The organism is Cedecea sp. P7760, assembly GCF_013386425.1.
In the GTDB taxonomy this organism is placed as follows: Bacteria; Pseudomonadota; Gammaproteobacteria; order Enterobacterales; family Enterobacteriaceae; genus Cedecea; species Cedecea selenatireducens.
Map to the genome: position 1 here is coordinate 1 of NZ_JACARU010000097.1, position 18,004 is coordinate 18,004.

Consider the following 18,004-nt stretch of genomic DNA (forward strand, 5'->3'; position numbering starts at 1 on the left):
CGACGTTTGGGTCATTAGCTCAGTTGGTAGAGCACCTCCTTTACACGGAGGGGGTCGGCGGTTCGAGCCCGTCATCACCCACCATCGGGTCGTTAGCTCAGTTGGTAGAGCAGTTGACTTTTAATCAATTGGTCGCAGGTTCGAATCCTGCACGACCCACCAATGTAGAAAGGCGCCCTAAAGGCGCCTTTTTGCTATGAGTAATTCGGCAGGATGAGAACCTGCTGCAGGTTCGACAAAATTGTCGGGAACAATTTTGCATCACCGCTTGCGGTGACCCGAAGGGCGAGTCTCAGGATGAGACGAGTGTATCCTGCACAATCCTCCCACCAATGTAGAAAGGCGCCCTAAAGGCGCCTTTTTGCTATCTGCAATACCTTAAAACCCCTTCGTAAAAAATCATCAACTTCCCCGTTGCCGGGCCGATAACTCCCTTACCATTCCATCAAAGGAGTTATGATGACTACAATATCCAGCAATGCGCTTCAGGGCGGTCAATTAACGACCGGCACGGCCACTGGCTCTTCCTCTGCATCCGGTAGCTCGGACAACAGCACGGCAGCGCAGATTGCCCAAATCAGCAAAAAAATATCTCAGTTGACTGAAAAACTAAAAGAAGTTTCCAGCACTGCGGATCGCCCTGCCGCAGAGAAGAAAAAACAAGTCGAGATCCTTCAGGCCGAGATCAAAATGCTGCAGGCCCAGCTGGCCCAGCTCCAGCGCAAACAGGCTGAAGAAGCCCAGCAGAAACAAGAACAGCAGCAAATAAAAGCGACCGGCGTGAATAAACCTTCCGACGACCACCAGATTGATATTTATATCTAGTCGTCAATAAATAGCGGATCGCCCCTACGGGCCAGGGTTAACAGCCTGGCCTGCTCCCGCACTTCCTGCCAGATAGCTTCCGCCGCCCGTGAAAGCGAACGATTTTTCCGCCTGACCAGCATCAGCTGTCGGTTTACCACCGGCGTTAATCGCTTAACCATCAGCGGCCTTCCCTGGGGCAGCGGCAACGCCAGCGCAGGCAAAACGCTTAAGCCAATACCGGCTTCGACCATCGGGTAAAGCGTGGTCGGGTGGCCGATTTGCTGGACAACATTCACCGCTATCCCCTGGCGGATAAAAGCCTCATCAATCAACGGGCGGCTGCCGGAAGCATAATCCTGCAGCACCATGTTTTGCCCCTGCAGCGCCTGCCATTCCACCCGCTCACTTTTTGCAAAAGGATGATCGCTGCGGCACAGCAGGAGAAAAGGTTCAGACAGCACTGTTTCACACTCCAAATCGCTCGCCTGCACGGGATCGATAACCACGCCAAAATCAACCTCACCCTGACGAATGCTCTGCAGCACCCACTGCTGGGAGGCGTCATGAAGAACAAAACGAATATTCGGGTAGGCCTCTGCGCTGGCGGCAATAGACTGCGGCATAAGGTGGGCGGATAACGTCTGGCTGGCGGCCACGCGGACCGTACCGCTGAGCTGATGCCCCACCACGCGAGCGTCTAGCAGCGTGGTGGTTAACTCCTCCAGCAAGCGCTCCAGACGCGGAGCCAGCTGCTCGCCCGCCGGCGTTAACACCACTTCCCGTGTCGTGCGATCGAGCAGCTTAACCCCTAGCTCGGCCTCCAGCTCCTTCAGGCTGTGGCTCACGGCGGACTGGCTGAGGCCAATGCTTTCCCCTGCCCGGCTAAAGCTGCCGGCATGGGCTACGGCGACAAACACGCGGAGCTGACGCAGGGAATAATTCATCTAATTTCTTCATCAATGCATTCAATAAATCAATTTTATTTCTGAAACCAGCGGAAACACAATAGCGCCATTCACCTTTGAGGAATGGCTATGAAATTGCTGCGAATTGTCGACCCTTTTACCTTAACGTTGGTTTGTACCGTGCTGCTGGCCTCTTTCTTCCCGGCGGAGGGAAGCTTTGTGGGTTTCTTTGAGGGGCTGACCACGGCCGCTATCGCCCTGCTGTTTTTTATGCACGGCGCCAAACTTTCCCGCGAGGCGGTGATTTCCGGCAGCAGCCACTGGCGGCTGCATCTGTGGGTAATGTGCAGCACGTTCGTTCTGTTCCCGGTACTTGGCGTGCTGTTTAGCTGGTGGAAGCCGGTCAACGTCAGCCCTGAGCTGTACAGCGGCTTCCTCTACCTGTGCATTTTGCCGGCCACGGTGCAGTCGGCCATCGCTTTTACCTCCATTGCCGGGGGCAATGTGGCAGCGGCTATTTGCTCCGCCTCTGCGTCTAGCCTGCTGGGTATTTTCCTCTCGCCTTTGCTGGTCGGCCTGGTGATGCACGTTCAGGGCGCAAGCGGCAGCCTGCACCAGGTGGGCAGCATTATGCTGCAGCTGCTGGTGCCGTTTGTGGCCGGGCATCTGATGCGGCCGTGGATTGGCACATGGGTGGCGAAGAACAAGAAATGGATCGGCAAAACCGACCAGACATCAATTCTTCTGGTGGTCTATTCGGCCTTTAGTGAAGCCGTCACGCACGGTATCTGGCATAAGGTCGGGGCGGGTTCGCTGCTGTTTATCGTCGTCTCCAGCATCGTGCTGCTGGCGATTGTGATGACGGTGAATATTTTTGTCGCGCGGCGCTTTGGCTTTAGCAAAGCGGATGAGATTACCATCGTGTTTTGTGGATCGAAAAAGAGCCTGGCGAACGGGATTCCGATGGCCAACATTCTGTTTCCGGTTGCCGCCGTGGGAATGATGGTGCTGCCGCTAATGATTTTCCACCAGATCCAGCTGATGGTGTGCGCCGGTATGGCCCGACGTTACCAAAGAAAAGCGGCTGCAGCCGGTGAAAAGCAGACTGCAGCCGTCAGAACCTAGTGCCGCTTGAGGGGCCGGACCAGGTTGTCCAGCCCTTCAACTTTGATAAGCAGCGTCAGGGCCATTAACTCACCGAGATGGCCCTGCGGAAACTCCCCTTTGCGGGAAAACCACAGCAGATACTCTTCCGGTACATCAATCAGCATCCGGCCTTTGTATTTGCCAAACGGCATTGCCGTATTGGCTATCTCAATGAGCTGTTCTTTGTCCATTTAGTCACCCAACAGACGAATCATTTCCGCTTCGTCGATAACCTGAATGCCCAGCTCCTGCGCCTTGACAAGCTTGGAACCGGCCGCTTCACCGGCGATAACCAGGTCAGTTTTTTTCGACACGCTGCCCGCCACTTTTGCCCCCAGCGCCGTCAGCCTGTCTTTGGCTTCATCACGGGAGAGAATGCTCAGCGAACCGGTCAGCACTACGGTTTTTCCGGCAAACGGGCTATCAATCTCTTCGGCTTTGACCACCACGGGATCCGGCCAGCGAACGCCCGCCTCTTCTCTCAGCTGACGAATAACCTCCCGGTTACTCTCCTCCGCAAAGAAGTTAAAGGTGTGCGTGGCGACCACAATGCCGACGTCCGGCACTTTTTGCAGATCGTCGATGCTGGCCGCCGCCAGGGCATCCAGGGTGCCAAAATGCGCAGCCAGCCCTGCGGCGGTAGCCTCCCCGACTTCACGAATGCCTAAGGCATACAGGAAGCGTGCAAAGGTCGTTTCTTTGGCTTTTTCCAGTGCATCCACCGTATTCTGCGCGGACTTAGGCCCCATGCGATCCAGCCCGGTCAGCTTGCCCGCCGTCAGCTTAAACAGGTCGGCAGGCGTGTGGACGTACTCTTTTTCCACCAGCTGATCGATGATTTTGTCGCCCATGCCGTCAACGTCCAGCGCCCGGCGAGAAACAAAGTGCTTGAGGGCTTCTTTACGCTGAGCACCGCAGATAAGGCCGCCGGTACAGCGCGTCACCGCTTCGCCTTCTACGCGCTCAACGTCTGAGCCACAGACAGGGCAGTGCGTTGGGAAAATGATTTCCTGAGTATCTTCAGGACGTTCTGACTCAACCACGCCCACAACCTGCGGAATAACGTCGCCAGCGCGGCGGATAACAACCCTGTCACCAATGCGCAGGCCAAGCCGCTCGATTTCATCTGCGTTGTGCAGCGTGGCGTTGCTGACCAGCACCCCGGCAACCTGCACCGGCTCCAGACGAGCCACCGGCGTAATCGCGCCGGTACGCCCTACCTGGAATTCCACGTCACGCACGGTGGTCATCTGTTCCTGTGCAGGGAATTTAAAGGCCACGGCCCAACGCGGCGCTCTCGCCACAAAGCCCAGCGTTTCCTGCAGCGCAAGCGAGTCAACTTTGATGACCACGCCGTCAATATCAAAGCCCAGCGTGGGGCGATCGGCCTCTACCTGATGGTAAAACGCCAGCACTTCTTCAGGCGTACTGCACAGACGGATGCGGTCGCTGACCGGTAAGCCCCAGGCTTTAAACTGCTGTAAACGAGCCATGTGGCTTGCCGGAAGCTCACCGCCTTCCAGCAGGCCTACGCCGTAGCAGAAGAAGGTCAGCGGGCGTTTAGCGGTGATTCGCGGATCCAGCTGGCGCAAGGAACCGGCAGCGGCATTGCGCGGGTTGGCAAAGACTTTCCCACCGGTGCGGCGAGCTTCTTCGTTAATTTTCTCAAACCCGGCCTGCGGCAGAAACACTTCGCCGCGGACCTCGACACGGCGAGGAATATTCTCTCCCGTCAGCTTGAGAGGGATCGCGCGGATGGTACGAACGTTTGCGGTAATATTTTCGCCTGTAGTGCCGTCGCCACGCGTTGCGGCCCGCACCAGAACACCGTCCTCATACAGCAGGCTTACCGCCAGCCCGTCGAGCTTCAGCTCACAGCAAAACGTCAGGGCATCGGTGCTTTTCAGCCTGTCCTGCACGCGCTTGTTAAACGCCAGGTAGCTTGCTTCGTCGAAGACGTTATCCAGCGACAGCATCGGAACTTCGTGACGTACCTGGGTAAACTCACTGAGCGGCGCCGCGCCGACGCGCTGGGTCGGGGAATCCTGGGTAATCAGCTCCGGATGAGCCTCTTCAAGCTCGCGCAGCTCGCGCATCAGCCTGTCGTATTCGGCGTCCGGAATTTCGGGATTATCCTGCACATGGTACAGATATTCATGATGGCGAAGCGTGGTTCGCAGGTGGTTGAGTTGTTGTTCGATTGAGTCCATATCGCACCATCAATGATAAAAAACCCCCGACAGGCGGGGGTTCAGGAGGAAGATTCAGGCCAGGGTTCAGGCGTTGGCTTCAAGAACCTCGCGGATCCTGTCCTGATACTCGCGCAGCTTTTGCGGAGTCATCATGCGACGCTGATCGTCCATCACCACGCCGCCGACTTCATCGGCGATGTGCTGCGCAGACTGCAGCATCAGCTTAAAGTTTTGCACTGCATCACCGTAGGACGGAACCTGCATAAAGATGGTCACGCCTGGGGTGGCGAAATCAGCCATGTTCTCAGGGTCAAAAGAGCCTGGTTTGACCATGTTCGCAAGGCTAAACAGAACCGGGCCGCTGCCGTCCGGGCTAAGGTGGCGATGGAAGATATTCATCTCACCAAATTTGAATCCAGCCTGCTGAATGCTGTTTAACAACAGCTCGCCGTTGAGCATAGTCCCGGCGTGGGCGGCCACGTTCATCACGATCACCGTCTCTTTCTTCACCGGTGCAGGCTGAGGTGCCGGTTCGGCAACAACAGGTTCTGGCGTTGGCTCAGGTTCAGCGGTGAACGGCTGTGGCGCAGGCTGAACTGGCACAACAGGCTGTTCAGGCACAGGTGCAGCCGGAGCAGGTACCGGAGGCGCTACAGGGCGCACAGGTTCAACGTATTGAGGAGCGGGTTCAACGTGGCGCGGAGCAACAGGCTCAGGCTGACGTGGCGGTGCAGCAGGACGAGGTTCTGCTGACGCGTACGGCGGCTCGTAGTTGTGCTGAGGTGCCTGAGGCTGACGCGGCGCACTTGCTTCGCGCGAGACGGACTCCGGCGCAGGGGCAGTACGACGCACTCGCACCTCACCGACGCCTTCCTCTTCTTCATCGTCCTCTTCTTCGTAATCGTCACGCTTCGACTTCATACGTTTCAATGGGCGATCGCGGAACACGGAAGAGCGTTCCTTACGACTGGTCCACAGACCGTGTACCAGTAAGGCTATTATGGCGATTGCGCCAACAATGATTAATATCAGACGCAAATCCTGCATCATTATATTCTCTGTTGTTCTAACACCTTGCCACCGCGGCAAACATTTACTCACTAAGAGTATTTGCCCATCTGCCCAAGTGCAAGTGCGAGCACGGTTTTCTCACCATAAAGATAGCTCAAAGGCACCTTTTCGCTGTTTTTTCGAACAATTCCTGGTGAGTTTTTCTGAATGCAGTCAGTTATGATAGCCACGCAGCTAACTGCATCGACCTTATAAGGAGTCTGCACAGATTATGGTTTCATCTTCCGGAGCCGCGCCGCGCAGTGGCGTTTATTATTTTTCCCAGGGCTGGAAACTGGTCCGCGAACCCGGCATCAAGCGCTTCGTGCTGCTGCCGCTGCTGGTCAATATTATTTTGATGGGCGGCGCTTTCTGGTGGCTATTTACCCGGCTTGATGTCTGGATCCCGGCCATGATGAGCCACGTGCCGGACTGGCTGCAGTGGTTAAGCTACTTGCTTTGGCCGCTGGTAACGCTCTCCGTGCTGCTGGTATTTGGTTACTTCTTTTCGACTATCGCAAACATCATCGCCGCCCCGTTTAGCGGGTTGCTGGCGGAGCAGCTTGAAGCCAGACTTACGGGCGCAACGCCGCCGGATACGGGCGTGCTGGGCATCATGAAGGATCTGCCGCGCATCATGAAGCGTGAATGGCAAAAGCTGGCGTGGTATTTGCCGCGCGCGATAGTCCTGCTGCTGCTCTACTTTATCCCAGGTATCGGCCAGACCGTCGCCCCGGTGCTGTGGTTCCTGTTCAGCGCCTGGATGCTGGTCATCCAGTATTGCGATTACCCGTTCGATAACCACAAGGTACCGTTTAAGCAAATGCGGGTGGCGCTTCGCGAGAAAAAGGTCGTCAACATGCAGTTTGGCGCGCTGGTAAGCCTGTTCACCCTGATCCCTGTCCTGAATCTTTTTATCATGCCGGTTGCCGTATGCGGCGCGACGGCAATGTGGGTGGACTGCTACCGGGCAAAACACGCCATGTGGAAATAACCACCCTCCGGAAGGGGAAGCCGCTTATGCCATTGCTTATTCCATGTTGCATTGGCTTATTCCCCTTCCACCTATAGATATGCTATTTCCTTACTTCCGCATATTTCCTGAGCGGGTATGCTGGACCGGTATCCCAAAATTCAGACAGTTAAGGACGAGCCATGAGCAAAATTTATGAAGACAACTCCCTGACAATCGGCCACACGCCGCTGGTTCGCCTGAACCGTATCGGCAACGGACGCATTCTGGCTAAGGTGGAGTCCCGTAACCCAAGCTTTAGCGTTAAATGCCGTATTGGCGCCAACATGATTTGGGATGCCGAAAAACGCGGCGTGCTGAAACCAGGCGTGGAGTTAGTTGAACCGACCAGTGGCAACACCGGTATCGCTCTGGCCTACGTCGCGGCAGCGCGTGGTTATAAACTGACGCTAACCATGCCGGAAACCATGAGCATTGAGCGCCGCAAGTTGCTCAAAGCCCTGGGCGCAAACCTGGTGCTGACGGAAGGCGCGAAAGGCATGAAGGGCGCTATCCAGAAGGCCGAGGAAATCGTGGCCAGCGATCCGGCTAAATACCTGCTGCTGCAGCAGTTCAGCAACCCGGCTAACCCAGAAATTCATGAAAAAACCACCGGCCCGGAAATCTGGGAAGATACCGATGGTGAAGTGGACGTGTTTATTGCAGGTGTAGGTACCGGCGGTACGCTGACCGGCGTCAGCCGCTACATCAAAAACACCAAAGGCAAAACCTCGCTGATTAGCGTGGCGGTAGAGCCAACGGATTCTCCGGTGATTACTCAGGCGCTGGCCGGTGAAGAGCTGAAGCCGGGCCCACACAAAATTCAGGGTATCGGCGCGGGTTTTATCCCCGGTAACCTGGACCTTAAGCTTATCGATAAAGTCGTTACCATCAGCAATGACGATGCTATTTCTACCGCTCGCCGCCTGATGGACGAAGAAGGTATTCTGGCCGGTATCTCTTCCGGCGCCGCCGTTGCCGCTGCGCTGAAACTTCAGGAAGACGAAGCCTTTACCAACAAAAATATTGTGGTTATCCTTCCGTCCTCCGGGGAGCGCTATTTGAGTACTGCTTTGTTTGCCGATCTGTTCACTGAGAAAGAACTGCAACAGTAATGCCAGTATTTGATATATGCTTAAAAAAGCACCCGCGAGGGTGCTTTTTTGTGGCATACATCAAACTTTCACCCTCATCGGCATTGCGCTTACCCCCGCAGGTCTGGTATTTAACCAGCAATTATTTTGATGCGCGAAATTAATCAAGCTGTGAGTCAGGTCTGCTGAATCGATTTAACGATTTGGTGCATATTCGCTTTTCACGGCATAATGGTTATGAATCGGCGAAACGCTATTGGCGTCTTTATTCGCGATTCCTATGCATCCAGTGCTTCGTTTCAACAACGGTGGCGCTAACGATACAGGCTAAAGTTTGGCCGCCAGGCTAGACTTTAGTTCCACAACACTAAACCTATAAGTTGGGGAAATACAATGTTCCAGCAAGAAGTAACTATTACCGCTCCGAACGGTCTGCATACCCGCCCTGCTGCTCAGTTTGTTAAAGAAGCTAAAGGCTTCACTTCCGAAATCACCGTGACTTCTAACGGCAAAAGCGCTAGCGCTAAAAGCCTGTTCAAGCTGCAAACTCTGGGCCTGACTCAGGGTACCGTAGTGACCCTCTCCGCCGAAGGCGAAGATGAGCAGAAAGCCGTTGAACATTTAGTAAAACTGATGGCTGAACTCGAGTAAGTTCTGGGTTCTTCGTAAATATCAGTCACAAGTAAGGTAGGGTTATGATTTCAGGCATTTTAGCATCCCCGGGTATCGCTTTCGGCAAAGCACTTTTGCTGAAGGAAGATGAAATTGTCATCGACCGGAAGAAGATTTCTGCCGACAAAGTTGAGCAGGAAGTTGAACGTTTCATTAGCGGGCGCGCCAAAGCATCCGAGCAGTTAGAAGCGATCAAAATTAAAGCTGGCGAGACCTTCGGTGAAGAAAAGGAAGCTATCTTCGAAGGCCACATTATGTTGCTGGAAGACGAAGAGCTCGAGCAGGAAATCATAGCCCTTATCAAAGACAAGCTGGTCACGGCGGACGCTGCTGCGTACGAAGTGATTGAAGGCCAGGCCACGGCTCTTGAAGAGCTGGATGACGAATACCTGAAAGAGCGCGCGGCCGACGTGCGTGACATCGGTAAGCGTCTGCTGCAGAACATTCTCGGCCTGAACATTATCGATTTAAGCGCCATTAAGGATGAAGTTATCCTGGTTGCTAAAGATCTGACGCCGTCTGAAACCGCACAGCTGAACCTGAAAAAGGTGCTGGGTTTCATCACCGACATCGGCGGACGTACCTCCCACACCTCTATCATGGCCCGCTCCCTTGAGCTGCCAGCGATTGTGGGCACAGGTAGCGTGACCTCCGACGTGAAAAACGACGACTATCTGATCCTCGATGCGGTTAACAACAAAGTTTACGTTAACCCGACCAACGAGCAGATCGAAGAGCTGCGCGCCGTTCAACAGCAGGTTGCCTCTGAAAAAGCAGAGCTGGCCAAGCTGAAAGACCTGCCGGCTATCACCCTTGACGGCCATCAGGTCGAAGTGTGCGCCAACATTGGTACCGTGCGTGATATCGACGGTGCAGAGCGTAACGGCGCAGAAGGTGTAGGTCTGTATCGTACCGAATTCCTGTTCATGGACCGTGACTCACTGCCGACCGAAGAAGAGCAGTTTGCCGCGTACAAAGCCGTGGCTGAAGCCTGTGGCTCTCAGGCGGTCATCGTCCGCACCATGGACATCGGCGGCGACAAAGAGCTGCCGTACATGAACTTCCCTAAAGAAGAAAACCCGTTCCTGGGCTGGCGTGCAATTCGTATCGCCATGGATCGCAAAGAGATCCTGCGTGACCAGGTTCGTGCCATTCTGCGCGCCTCTGCTTTCGGCAAACTGCGCATCATGTTCCCGATGATCATCTCCGTTGAAGAAGTGCGTGCGCTGAGAAAAGAGATTGAGATCTACAAGCAGGAACTGCGTGACGAAGGGAAAGCGTTCGATGAATCTATCGAAATCGGCGTGATGGTTGAAACGCCTGCGGCAGCGACGATTGCTCGTCACCTGGCCAAAGAAGTGGACTTCTTCAGCATCGGCACCAACGATTTAACTCAGTACACCCTGGCAGTTGACCGTGGTAATGATATGATTTCACATCTTTACCAGCCGATGTCACCGTCCGTACTGACTCTGATTAAGCAAGTTATTGATGCTTCTCATGCAGAAGGTAAATGGACCGGTATGTGTGGTGAGCTTGCGGGCGACGAACGTGCTACACTTCTGTTGCTTGGGATGGGCCTGGACGAATTCAGTATGAGCGCCATTTCTATCCCACGTATCAAGAAGATTATTCGTAACACGAACTTCGAAGATGCGAAAGTGTTAGCAGAGCAGGCTCTTGCTCAACCGACAACGGACGAGTTAATGACGCTGGTTAACAAGTTCATTGAAGAAAAAACAATCTGCTAATTCACGAGATGCTGCCCAAATTACTGCTTAGGAGAGAAGGCTAATGGGGTTATTTAGTAAACTGTTCGGTGATAAAGGCAATAGCGACACCGGAACCATTGAGATCGTTGCTCCACTGTCTGGCGAAATCGTTAACATTGAAGACGTGCCTGACGTCGTTTTTGCTGAAAAAATCGTTGGTGATGGTATTGCTATCAAACCAACCGGCAACAAAATGGTTGCACCGGTTGACGGCACCATCGGTAAAATCTTTGAAACCAACCATGCCTTCTCTATCGAATCCGATAGCGGCATTGAGCTGTTCGTTCACTTTGGTATCGACACCGTTGAGCTGAAAGGCGAAGGCTTCAAGCGCATCGCTGAAGAAGGCCAGCGCGTGAAGAAAGGCGACGTGGTTATTGAGTTCGACCTGCCGCTGCTGGAAGAGAAAGCCAAGTCTACCCTGACGCCGGTTGTTATCTCCAACATGGACGAAATCAAAGAGCTGATCAAACTGACTGGTAGCGTAACCGTTGGCGAAACCCCGGTTATCCGCATCAAGAAGTAAGATTCAAGCAGAGAAAAGGCACCTCAGGGTGCCTTTTTTATTGGCCGCCGTTTAGCGCGGAAGAATCAGCTCATCTGAGCGCTGAGCCTGGGTCCAGGCCATCACTTCAAACACCCTGTGCGCCGCCTCACCTGCCGCCACCGCAACCCGCTTCCCTTCCAGAATACGGCTGACCAGCTCGGCACAGAACAAATCCCCGGTTCCCTTCAGGTCGGTTACCACACGCTCATGGCTGGTCACATCTACCGCATCGGCGGTCACGGTCACCACGGAAATCGTATCAGCGCTATTCCCCGGCGCACTGGTAATCACCACCCAGCGCAGCGTGTCAGACAGCAGGCTTCTGGCAGCAATCACCGCCAGCTCCAGCGTGTCGCACGGCATCCCGGTCAGAATATGTAGCTCAAAAAGATTTGGCGTCAGCCCCTGGGCATACGGCAACAGCTCAGTACGATAAGCTTCGGGAATACCCGGTTTGACATAAATGCCGCTGTCCGTATCACCGATAACCGGATCGACGAGGATCAGCAAATCAGGATGGCTTGCGCGCCTTTCACGCAGCCAGTCCGCCAGCAGATGAATCTGTTCCGCACTGCCCATATAACCGGTCGTCACCGCTTTTAGCTCGCGTAAGGCGTCACGCTCTTCCAGCGCCCGCAGGTAACCGCGGAACCACTCTGCCGGGATCACGCCGCCGTAAAACGTATCGTAATGCGGCGTATTGCTGAACAACACAGTCGGCACCGCCATCACCCGCCAGCCGTGCTGCTGAATCGCCGGTACCGCGATGCTGTTGCCGACGCTGCCGTAAACCACCTGAGACTGTACCGCGACAATATCGGTCTGCAGCGCCCTGCCCGAGTCGTGAAACAGTACCGACTGTATATCGTTATCCTGAGCCATCTTCCCTTCCTCCGGCGCGTCAGATACCCGCGCCCTGAACGTAGCTTTCCTCGCCAAACACGCCGGTAGAGAGATAGCGGTCACCCCTGTCGCAGATAATCGCCACTACCACGGCTCCTGGATTTGCTTTCGCCACTCGTAACGCACCGGCCACTGCGCCACCGGAACTTACGCCGCAAAAAATCCCCTCTTCCATCGCCAGGCGGCGCATGGTCTGCTCGGCTTCCGTCTGCGCCATATCGATGACTTCATCCACCAGCGTAGGGTTGAAAATCTTCGGCAGCCACTCTTCAGGCCAACGGCGAATGCCCGGAATACTGCTGCCCTCTTCCGGCTGCAGACCGACGATTGTCACCGGCTTGCTTTGCTCGCGCATAAAGCGGCTGACGCCGGTAATCGTGCCCGTTGTGCCCATGCTGGAAACAAAGTGAGTTATACGCCCTTCGGTCTGACGCCAGATTTCCGGCCCGGTGGTGGCGTAATGCGCCAGCGGGTTATCCGGGTTATTAAACTGGTCGAGAATTTTTCCTTCGCCGCGATCGGCCATCTGCTGGGCCAGCTCTCGCGCGCCTTCCATGCCCTGTGCCTTGCTGACCAGAATCAGCTCTGCACCGTAGGCCTGCATCGCCGCCTTGCGTTCCATGCTCATGTTGTCCGGCATCAGCAGCTTCATGCGGTAACCTTTGAGCGCGGCGATCATCGCCAGCGCGATGCCGGTATTGCCGCTGGTCGCTTCAATGAGCGTGTCACCGGGCTTAATGTCCCCGCGCTTTTCCGCCTGAACAATCATCGACAGCGCCGCACGGTCTTTTACCGAGCCAGCGGGGTTGTTGCCCTCAAGCTTGACCCAGATTTCGCTGCCGTTGGTCAGCCCGCTGCGCTGCAGTCGAACCAGAGGAGTATTGCCAATTGTGCTTTCTAAAGTGATCACTTGCCTGCCCGCAATAAAAGAAAAAAGCGGCCACATTGGGCCGCCTGTGCGTGTCCTGTCGGGGTAAATTATCAGGCAGACTGCGCCAGGTCTACACCCTGAATACGGTTGACGCCTTCGTACAGGCGAGCGTTTTGTAATCCCACAAACAGGCGCTCGCCGCGCTGCGGGATTTGCTGCTCTTTCAGAACCACCGTCAGCGGTTCGTTATACCAGCCAAGCGGCTGCACCACCAGCTGCATAAAGTGCCCGCGCGGGCTGACTTCCAGCACCTGCACCGGCAGCGGCGAATCAAGATTGGTACGGCGGCTTACGTCTACTTCCCAGGGGCGCAGGAACAGATCGACATCGCCCTGATAGGCCGGCGTGAAGCCCAGCGGCCAGCGGTGTGCACCCACGTGGAACTGGCTCCCGCGAATCACGCCCTTCAGGCGATTAACCTCGCCCAGGAACTCCAGCACAAAGCGGGTTGCCGGTTCACGCCAGACGGTTTCAGGGGTATCCACCTGCTCGATATTCCCCTGGCTCATCACCACCACGCGGTCAGCAACTTCCATCGCTTCTTCCTGGTCGTGGGTCACAAACACGCTGGTGAACTTTAATTCTTCATGCAGCTCGCGCAGCCAGCGGCGCAGCTCTTTACGCACCTGAGCATCCAGCGCGCCAAACGGCTCGTCCAGCAGCAGAATCTGTGGCTCAACCGCCAGCGCTCGCGCCAGGGCCACGCGCTGCTTCTGCCCGCCGGAAAGCTGCGCCGGGTAGCGGTCAGCAAGATGGGCAAGCTGCACCATCTCCAATAGCCTGGTGACCTTCTGCTTGATGCCAGCGGCGGAAGGACGCTCGCGACGAGGCAAAACGGTTAAACCAAAGGCAATGTTGTCGAAAACCGACATATGGCGGAACAACGCATAATGCTGAAACACGAAGCCCACTTTACGGTCACGAGCGTGCATGCGGCTCACGTCGGTGCCGTTAAAGCTAATGCGGCCGCTGTTCTGATGCTCCAGCCCGGCAATAATACGCAGCAGCGTGGTTTTACCGGAGCCGGACGGCCCAAGCAGCGCCACCATCTGACCAGAAGGGATATCCAGCGAGATATCGTTCAGCACCTGGGTGCGTCCAAAAGACTTCTTAATATTGGCAATATCAATGCTCATGATTTTCCTCCTGCTTCAGGCGTTTTTCCTGATTATTCAGGCGCCACTGCACTGCACTCTTTAAGAACAACGTCAAAACCGCCATCAGGGTTAACAGCGCGGCGGCGGTAAACGAGCCGACGGTGTTGTAATCCTGTTGCAGCAATTCAATCTGTAACGGCAGCGAGAACGTCTCGCCGCGAATCGAGCCGGACACCACCGACACCGCGCCAAACTCACCGATAGCGCGGGCGTTAGTCAGCACCACGCCATAAAGCAGCGCCCAGCGGATATTGGGCAGCGTCACGCGGCGGAACATCTGCCAGCCTGAAGCGCCGAGCAAAATCGCGGCTTCATCTTCCTGGCTGCCCTGGCTTAGCATCACCGGCACCAGCTCACGCACCACAAACGGACAGGTGACGAAGATAGTCACCAGCACCATCCCCGGCCAGGCAAACATAATCTGCAGGTTGTGAGCGTCAAGGAAGCCCGCCAGCGGGCCATTAGAGCCGTAAAACAGCAGGTAAACCAGGCCCGCAACCACCGGGGAAACGGCAAACGGAATATCCAGCAGCGTCAGCAGCAGCTGGCGGCCAGGGAAGTTAAAGCGCGTCACCAGCCAGGCAAGCAGCGTGCCGAACACCAGGTTTACCGGCACGGTAATCAGGGCAATCATCACCGTCAGCCAGATGGCGTGCAGCATGTCCGGGTTAGCGATATTTTGCAGCGCCGGCATCAGCCCTTTGGAAAAGGCCTCCACAAAAATTGACGCGACCGGCACCACCAGAATCAGGAAAGAGACCAGCACGCCGATGGCGATAAGCGCCCATTTTTCCCAGTTAATGCGGGAACGTTTGTAGCTTTTCAAAGCAGTTACGTCCGTCATCAGTGACCTACCACGCGCCGACCAAAGCGACTCTGCAACGTATTAATGGTGAACAGCAGCAGCAGTGACGCCGCCAGAATAACCGAGGCAATAGCGCTGGCTGCCGGGTAATCAAACTCTTGCAGGCGCACGAAGATCATCAGCGAGGTCACCTCGGTCTTCCAGGCGATGTTTCCGGCGATAAAGATAACCGCGCCGAATTCACCCAGGCTGCGGGTGAAGGAGAGCGCCACGCCCGCCATCAGCGCCGGAGACAGCTCAGGCAGCACCACGCGGCGGAAGCTCTGCCAGCGCGTAGCGCCGAGCGTTTCAGCGGCCTCTTCGTATTCTGGCCCCAGCTCTTCCAGCACGGGCTGAACGGTACGCACCACGAACGGAATGCTGGTAAAAGCCATCGCGACGGCAATCCCCAGCCAGGTGTAGGTCACTTTGATGCCGAACTGCGCCAGCCACTCGCCGTACCAGCCGTTCACGGAAAACAGCCCTGCGAGGGTTAAACCTGCCACTGCGGTCGGTAATGCAAACGGTAAATCCATCAGCGCATCAAGCAGGCTACGGCCAGGAAACTGGTAACGGGTCAGGATCCACGCCATTAACAGGCCGAATACGCCGTTGAACACCGAAGCCAGCGCGGCGGAAAGCAGCGTGACTTTATAGGCGGCGACCACCTGCGGATTGGTGATAACTTCCCAGTACTGGGACAACGACATTTGTGCCAGCTGCATCACCAACGCGCTCAGCGGCAGCAGCAGGATCAGGCAAACGAACAGCAGGCTGGTGCCGAGGCTAAGCGTAAACCCCGGCAGCACGCGTTTTGAGCGACTGGCAAACATCAACTACGCCCCGCCGCCAGCAGCTTGTCCAGCTCCCCGCCGGTAGCGAAATGCGTTTTCATCACGTCAGGCCAGCTACCGAACGCATCTTCCACGCGGAACAGCTCGGTCTGTGGGAATTTGTCTTTCAGCTTGCCCATTACCTGCGGGTTATTCACGCGGTAGTAGTAGTCAGTGATGATGGTCTGAGCCTGCGGGCTGTAGAGATAATTCAGGTAATCCTTCGCCGCTTTTTCGGTGCCGTTGGCCTTCACGTTCTTATCTACCCAGGCGACGGGGAATTCGGCCAGGATGTTCACCTTCGGCACCACGACCTCATAACCGTCTTTGGCGTACTGGTTGCGAATGTTATTCACTTCTGACTCAAAAGAGATAAGCACGTCGCCCAGCCCACGCTCGACGAAGGAAGTCGTCGCGCCGCGGCCGCCGGTATCAAACACTTCGACGTTCTTCAGGAATTGGGTCATGAACTGCTCGGTTTTGGCTTTATCGCCGCCGTCAGCTTTGTCTGCCGCACCCCAGGCCGCCAGATAGGTATACCGGGCGTTCCCGGAAGTTTTAGGATTTGGGAAAATCAGTTTTACGTCGGGGCGCACCAGGTCGCTCCAGTCGTGGATGTTCTTCGGGTTGCCCTTGCGCACCAGGAAAGCCATGGTGGAGTAGAAAGGCGAGCTGTTGTTCCCCAGACGGCTTTGCCAGTCAGCCGGGATCAGGTTGCCTTTATCGTGCAGGATCTGCACATCGGTCACCTGGTTATAAGTTACAACGTCGGCTTTTAAGCCCTGCAAAATCGCCAGCGCCTGTTTTGATGACCCGGCATGAGATTGTTTTATCGTCAGCTTATCGCCGTTATTTTCCTGCGCCCACTGTTTCTCAAACGGCGGGTTTAGCGCGGCAAAAAGCTCACGCGACACATCATAAGAGCTATTCAGCAGCTCTGTTGCATGGGCAGAGCCTGCCAGCAGCAAAGAGACAGCGAGCGCGTTCCATACTTTTTTGACTGACCTGATTGCCATGCTTCGCCCTTATAAATGTGATGATAGTCATGATTAACTGACGTTCAGTGTATTTATAACGAGCGATAAAGCTGTAACGCTTTTATATACCGTTTGGCGATTTACAAGAAGAAAGGGATATAAGAAAGCGGCGTAGCAAACGCTACGCCGGAGGGGATTACAGGCTCAGTAATTTATCGAGCGATGGCGCGAAGTAGTAGCCGCCGGTGACCGGCTTAGTGAAGCGCAGCATACCGTCGCGCTTGCCGTCTGTGTCGCCGAACATGCTCAGCAGCTGCTGCTCAATGTTATGCAGACGCGCGCAATAGGCGATGAAATAGAGGCCGTGCACGCCGCTGGCGGTGCCGTAAGGCAGGCTCTGGCGCACAATCTTCAATCCTTTGCCGTCTTCTTTCAGATCGACGCGGCTCAGGTGAGAAGTGGCCGGACGCGCGTCGCCGTCGATCTCTTCGTTTTCCTGTTTGGTGCGGCCGAAGATCATCTCCTGGTCGTGGACGCTCAGGCGATTAAGCTGCTTCAGGTTATGTTCCCAACGCTGCACCAGCACGTAGCTGCCGCCGGCATCCACGCCTTCGTTGATAACGGCAACCAGGCGGCGATTTTCTTCACCTTTTGGGTTTTCGGTTCCGTCCACAAAGCCGCTCAGATCGCGCTCTTCCACCCAGCGGAAGCCGTGAATCTCTTCTTCAATTTTCAGCGCATCGCCGAACGCGGCCAGCGCGGCCTGAGCCACGGAGAAGTTCACGTCATGGCGCAGAGAAAGAATGTGGATCATCACATCGTGCTGGGTAGCTGGCGCCAGGCCTTTGCCCAATGGCGTAAAGTTTTTCAGCTCTGCGGCACCTTCGCCTTTGCTGAGGTCACGCCACAGATCGTGCCCGAAACCGATGGTGGCCCCGAGCATTGCGTCAGGGAATTTTTCCTGGAAAGCATTCAGCGCATCAATAAAGGTTTTGCACCCTGCGCTCAGCGCGCTGAAGTCGCCCTGGACAGAAGCTTCCAGCCAAACGGCGGCACGACAATGTTCCGGCAGAATGCCGCTTTGAACCCGAGACATGATTCCTCCTGAAAAAATGCCACCGTCTGGTGGCACATAAATATGATGCCACCAGACGGTGGCATT

At 55.5% G+C, this 18,004-nt stretch carries 18 protein-coding genes and 2 tRNA genes; 9 read left to right on the plus strand and 11 right to left on the minus strand.

The features are described from left to right. The first annotated feature begins 8 nt into the window (after positions 1-8). The 3 genes from HX778_RS24585 (at position 9) to HX778_RS24595 (ending at position 825) form a co-directional block, all read left to right on the plus strand. Positions 9-84: transfer RNA gene (locus tag HX778_RS24585), tRNA-Val, on the plus strand. 2 nt (positions 85-86) lie between these two features. Next, positions 87-162 (plus strand) — tRNA-Lys (locus HX778_RS24590). 297 nt (positions 163-459) lie between these two features. After that, a complete protein-coding gene (locus tag HX778_RS24595) occupies positions 460-825 on the plus strand; it encodes a FlxA-like family protein (RefSeq protein WP_176983332.1) in 366 nt (121 codons plus the stop codon). On the opposite strand, the gene HX778_RS24600 is transcribed toward HX778_RS24595, so the two are convergent. Further along, the gene (locus HX778_RS24600) at positions 822-1,751 is read right to left on the minus strand and encodes a LysR family transcriptional regulator (protein WP_176983324.1); all 930 of its coding nucleotides are present in this window, start codon (positions 1,749-1,751) and stop codon (positions 822-824) included. The genes HX778_RS24595 and HX778_RS24600 overlap by 4 nt on opposite strands. Before the next feature lie 90 nt (positions 1,752-1,841). On the opposite strand from HX778_RS24600, the gene HX778_RS24605 reads away from it, so the two are divergent. Continuing rightward, a complete protein-coding gene (locus HX778_RS24605; protein WP_176983325.1) occupies positions 1,842-2,837 on the plus strand; it encodes a bile acid:sodium symporter family protein in 996 nt (331 codons plus the stop codon). Here HX778_RS24605 and HX778_RS24610 read toward each other — a convergent pair. The 3 genes from HX778_RS24610 to zipA form a co-directional block, all read right to left on the minus strand. Further along, a complete protein-coding gene (locus tag HX778_RS24610; RefSeq protein WP_038480441.1) occupies positions 2,834-3,049 on the minus strand; it encodes a DUF3820 family protein in 216 nt (71 codons plus the stop codon). The two genes, HX778_RS24605 and HX778_RS24610, sit on opposite strands and share 4 nt — an antisense overlap. Further along, positions 3,050-5,068 carry an NAD-dependent DNA ligase LigA gene (gene ligA / locus HX778_RS24615; protein WP_038480438.1) on the minus strand — a complete coding sequence of 673 codons (2,019 nt, stop codon included), beginning with the start codon at positions 5,066-5,068 and terminating at the stop codon, positions 3,050-3,052. A 66-nt stretch (positions 5,069-5,134) separates the two neighbouring features. Next, positions 5,135-6,100, minus strand: coding sequence for a cell division protein ZipA (gene zipA / locus HX778_RS24620; RefSeq protein ID WP_176983326.1), 966 nt, complete (start codon positions 6,098-6,100; stop codon positions 5,135-5,137). 232 nt (positions 6,101-6,332) lie between these two features. Here zipA and cysZ point away from each other — a divergent pair, with 232 nt between their 5' ends. From cysZ to crr, 5 genes are all read left to right on the plus strand, one after another. Next, positions 6,333-7,094, plus strand: a complete 762-nt coding sequence (gene cysZ / locus HX778_RS24625) for a sulfate transporter CysZ (RefSeq protein ID WP_176983327.1) — start codon at positions 6,333-6,335, stop codon at positions 7,092-7,094. 161 nt (positions 7,095-7,255) lie between these two features. Continuing rightward, a complete protein-coding gene (gene cysK / locus HX778_RS24630; RefSeq protein WP_061275148.1) occupies positions 7,256-8,227 on the plus strand; it encodes a cysteine synthase A in 972 nt (323 codons plus the stop codon). Between the two features lie 372 nt (positions 8,228-8,599). Next, positions 8,600-8,857 (plus strand): phosphocarrier protein Hpr, encoded by a 258-nt coding sequence (ptsH, locus tag HX778_RS24635; RefSeq protein WP_002913505.1) that lies wholly within the window; start codon positions 8,600-8,602, stop codon positions 8,855-8,857. A 44-nt stretch (positions 8,858-8,901) separates the two neighbouring features. Then, positions 8,902-10,629 carry a phosphoenolpyruvate-protein phosphotransferase PtsI gene (gene ptsI, locus HX778_RS24640; RefSeq protein ID WP_038480424.1) on the plus strand — a complete coding sequence of 576 codons (1,728 nt, stop codon included), beginning with the start codon at positions 8,902-8,904 and terminating at the stop codon, positions 10,627-10,629. Between the two features lie 43 nt (positions 10,630-10,672). Then, positions 10,673-11,176 carry a PTS glucose transporter subunit IIA gene (crr, locus tag HX778_RS24645; protein WP_008459580.1) on the plus strand — a complete coding sequence of 168 codons (504 nt, stop codon included), beginning with the start codon at positions 10,673-10,675 and terminating at the stop codon, positions 11,174-11,176. A gap of 51 nt (positions 11,177-11,227) precedes the next feature. Here crr and pdxK read toward each other — a convergent pair whose 3' ends face one another. From pdxK to HX778_RS24680, 7 genes are all read right to left on the minus strand, one after another. After that, the gene (gene pdxK, locus HX778_RS24650; RefSeq protein WP_176983328.1) at positions 11,228-12,079 is read right to left on the minus strand and encodes a pyridoxine/pyridoxal/pyridoxamine kinase; all 852 of its coding nucleotides are present in this window, start codon (positions 12,077-12,079) and stop codon (positions 11,228-11,230) included. Between the two features lie 19 nt (positions 12,080-12,098). Beyond that, positions 12,099-13,010, minus strand: a complete 912-nt coding sequence (gene cysM, locus HX778_RS24655; RefSeq protein WP_038483286.1) for a cysteine synthase CysM — start codon at positions 13,008-13,010, stop codon at positions 12,099-12,101. Positions 13,011-13,081: 71 nt separating this feature from the next. After that, the gene (gene cysA, locus HX778_RS24660; protein ID WP_176983329.1) at positions 13,082-14,167 is read right to left on the minus strand and encodes a sulfate/thiosulfate ABC transporter ATP-binding protein CysA; all 1,086 of its coding nucleotides are present in this window, start codon (positions 14,165-14,167) and stop codon (positions 13,082-13,084) included. Next, positions 14,157-15,032, minus strand: coding sequence for a sulfate/thiosulfate ABC transporter permease CysW (gene cysW, locus HX778_RS24665; RefSeq protein ID WP_176983330.1), 876 nt, complete (start codon positions 15,030-15,032; stop codon positions 14,157-14,159). The genes cysA and cysW overlap by 11 nt, the downstream gene beginning before the upstream one ends. Continuing rightward, the gene (cysT, locus tag HX778_RS24670; RefSeq protein WP_038480414.1) at positions 15,032-15,865 is read right to left on the minus strand and encodes a sulfate/thiosulfate ABC transporter permease CysT; all 834 of its coding nucleotides are present in this window, start codon (positions 15,863-15,865) and stop codon (positions 15,032-15,034) included. The genes cysW and cysT overlap by 1 nt, the downstream gene beginning before the upstream one ends. Next, positions 15,865-16,881, minus strand: a complete 1,017-nt coding sequence (locus HX778_RS24675) for a sulfate ABC transporter substrate-binding protein (protein WP_176983331.1) — start codon at positions 16,879-16,881, stop codon at positions 15,865-15,867. Before HX778_RS24675 ends, cysT begins: the two co-directional genes overlap by 1 nt. 157 nt (positions 16,882-17,038) lie before the next feature. Then, positions 17,039-17,938 (minus strand): Dyp-type peroxidase, encoded by a 900-nt coding sequence (locus HX778_RS24680; protein ID WP_038480408.1) that lies wholly within the window; start codon positions 17,936-17,938, stop codon positions 17,039-17,041. Positions 17,939-18,004: the final 66 nt, after the last annotated feature.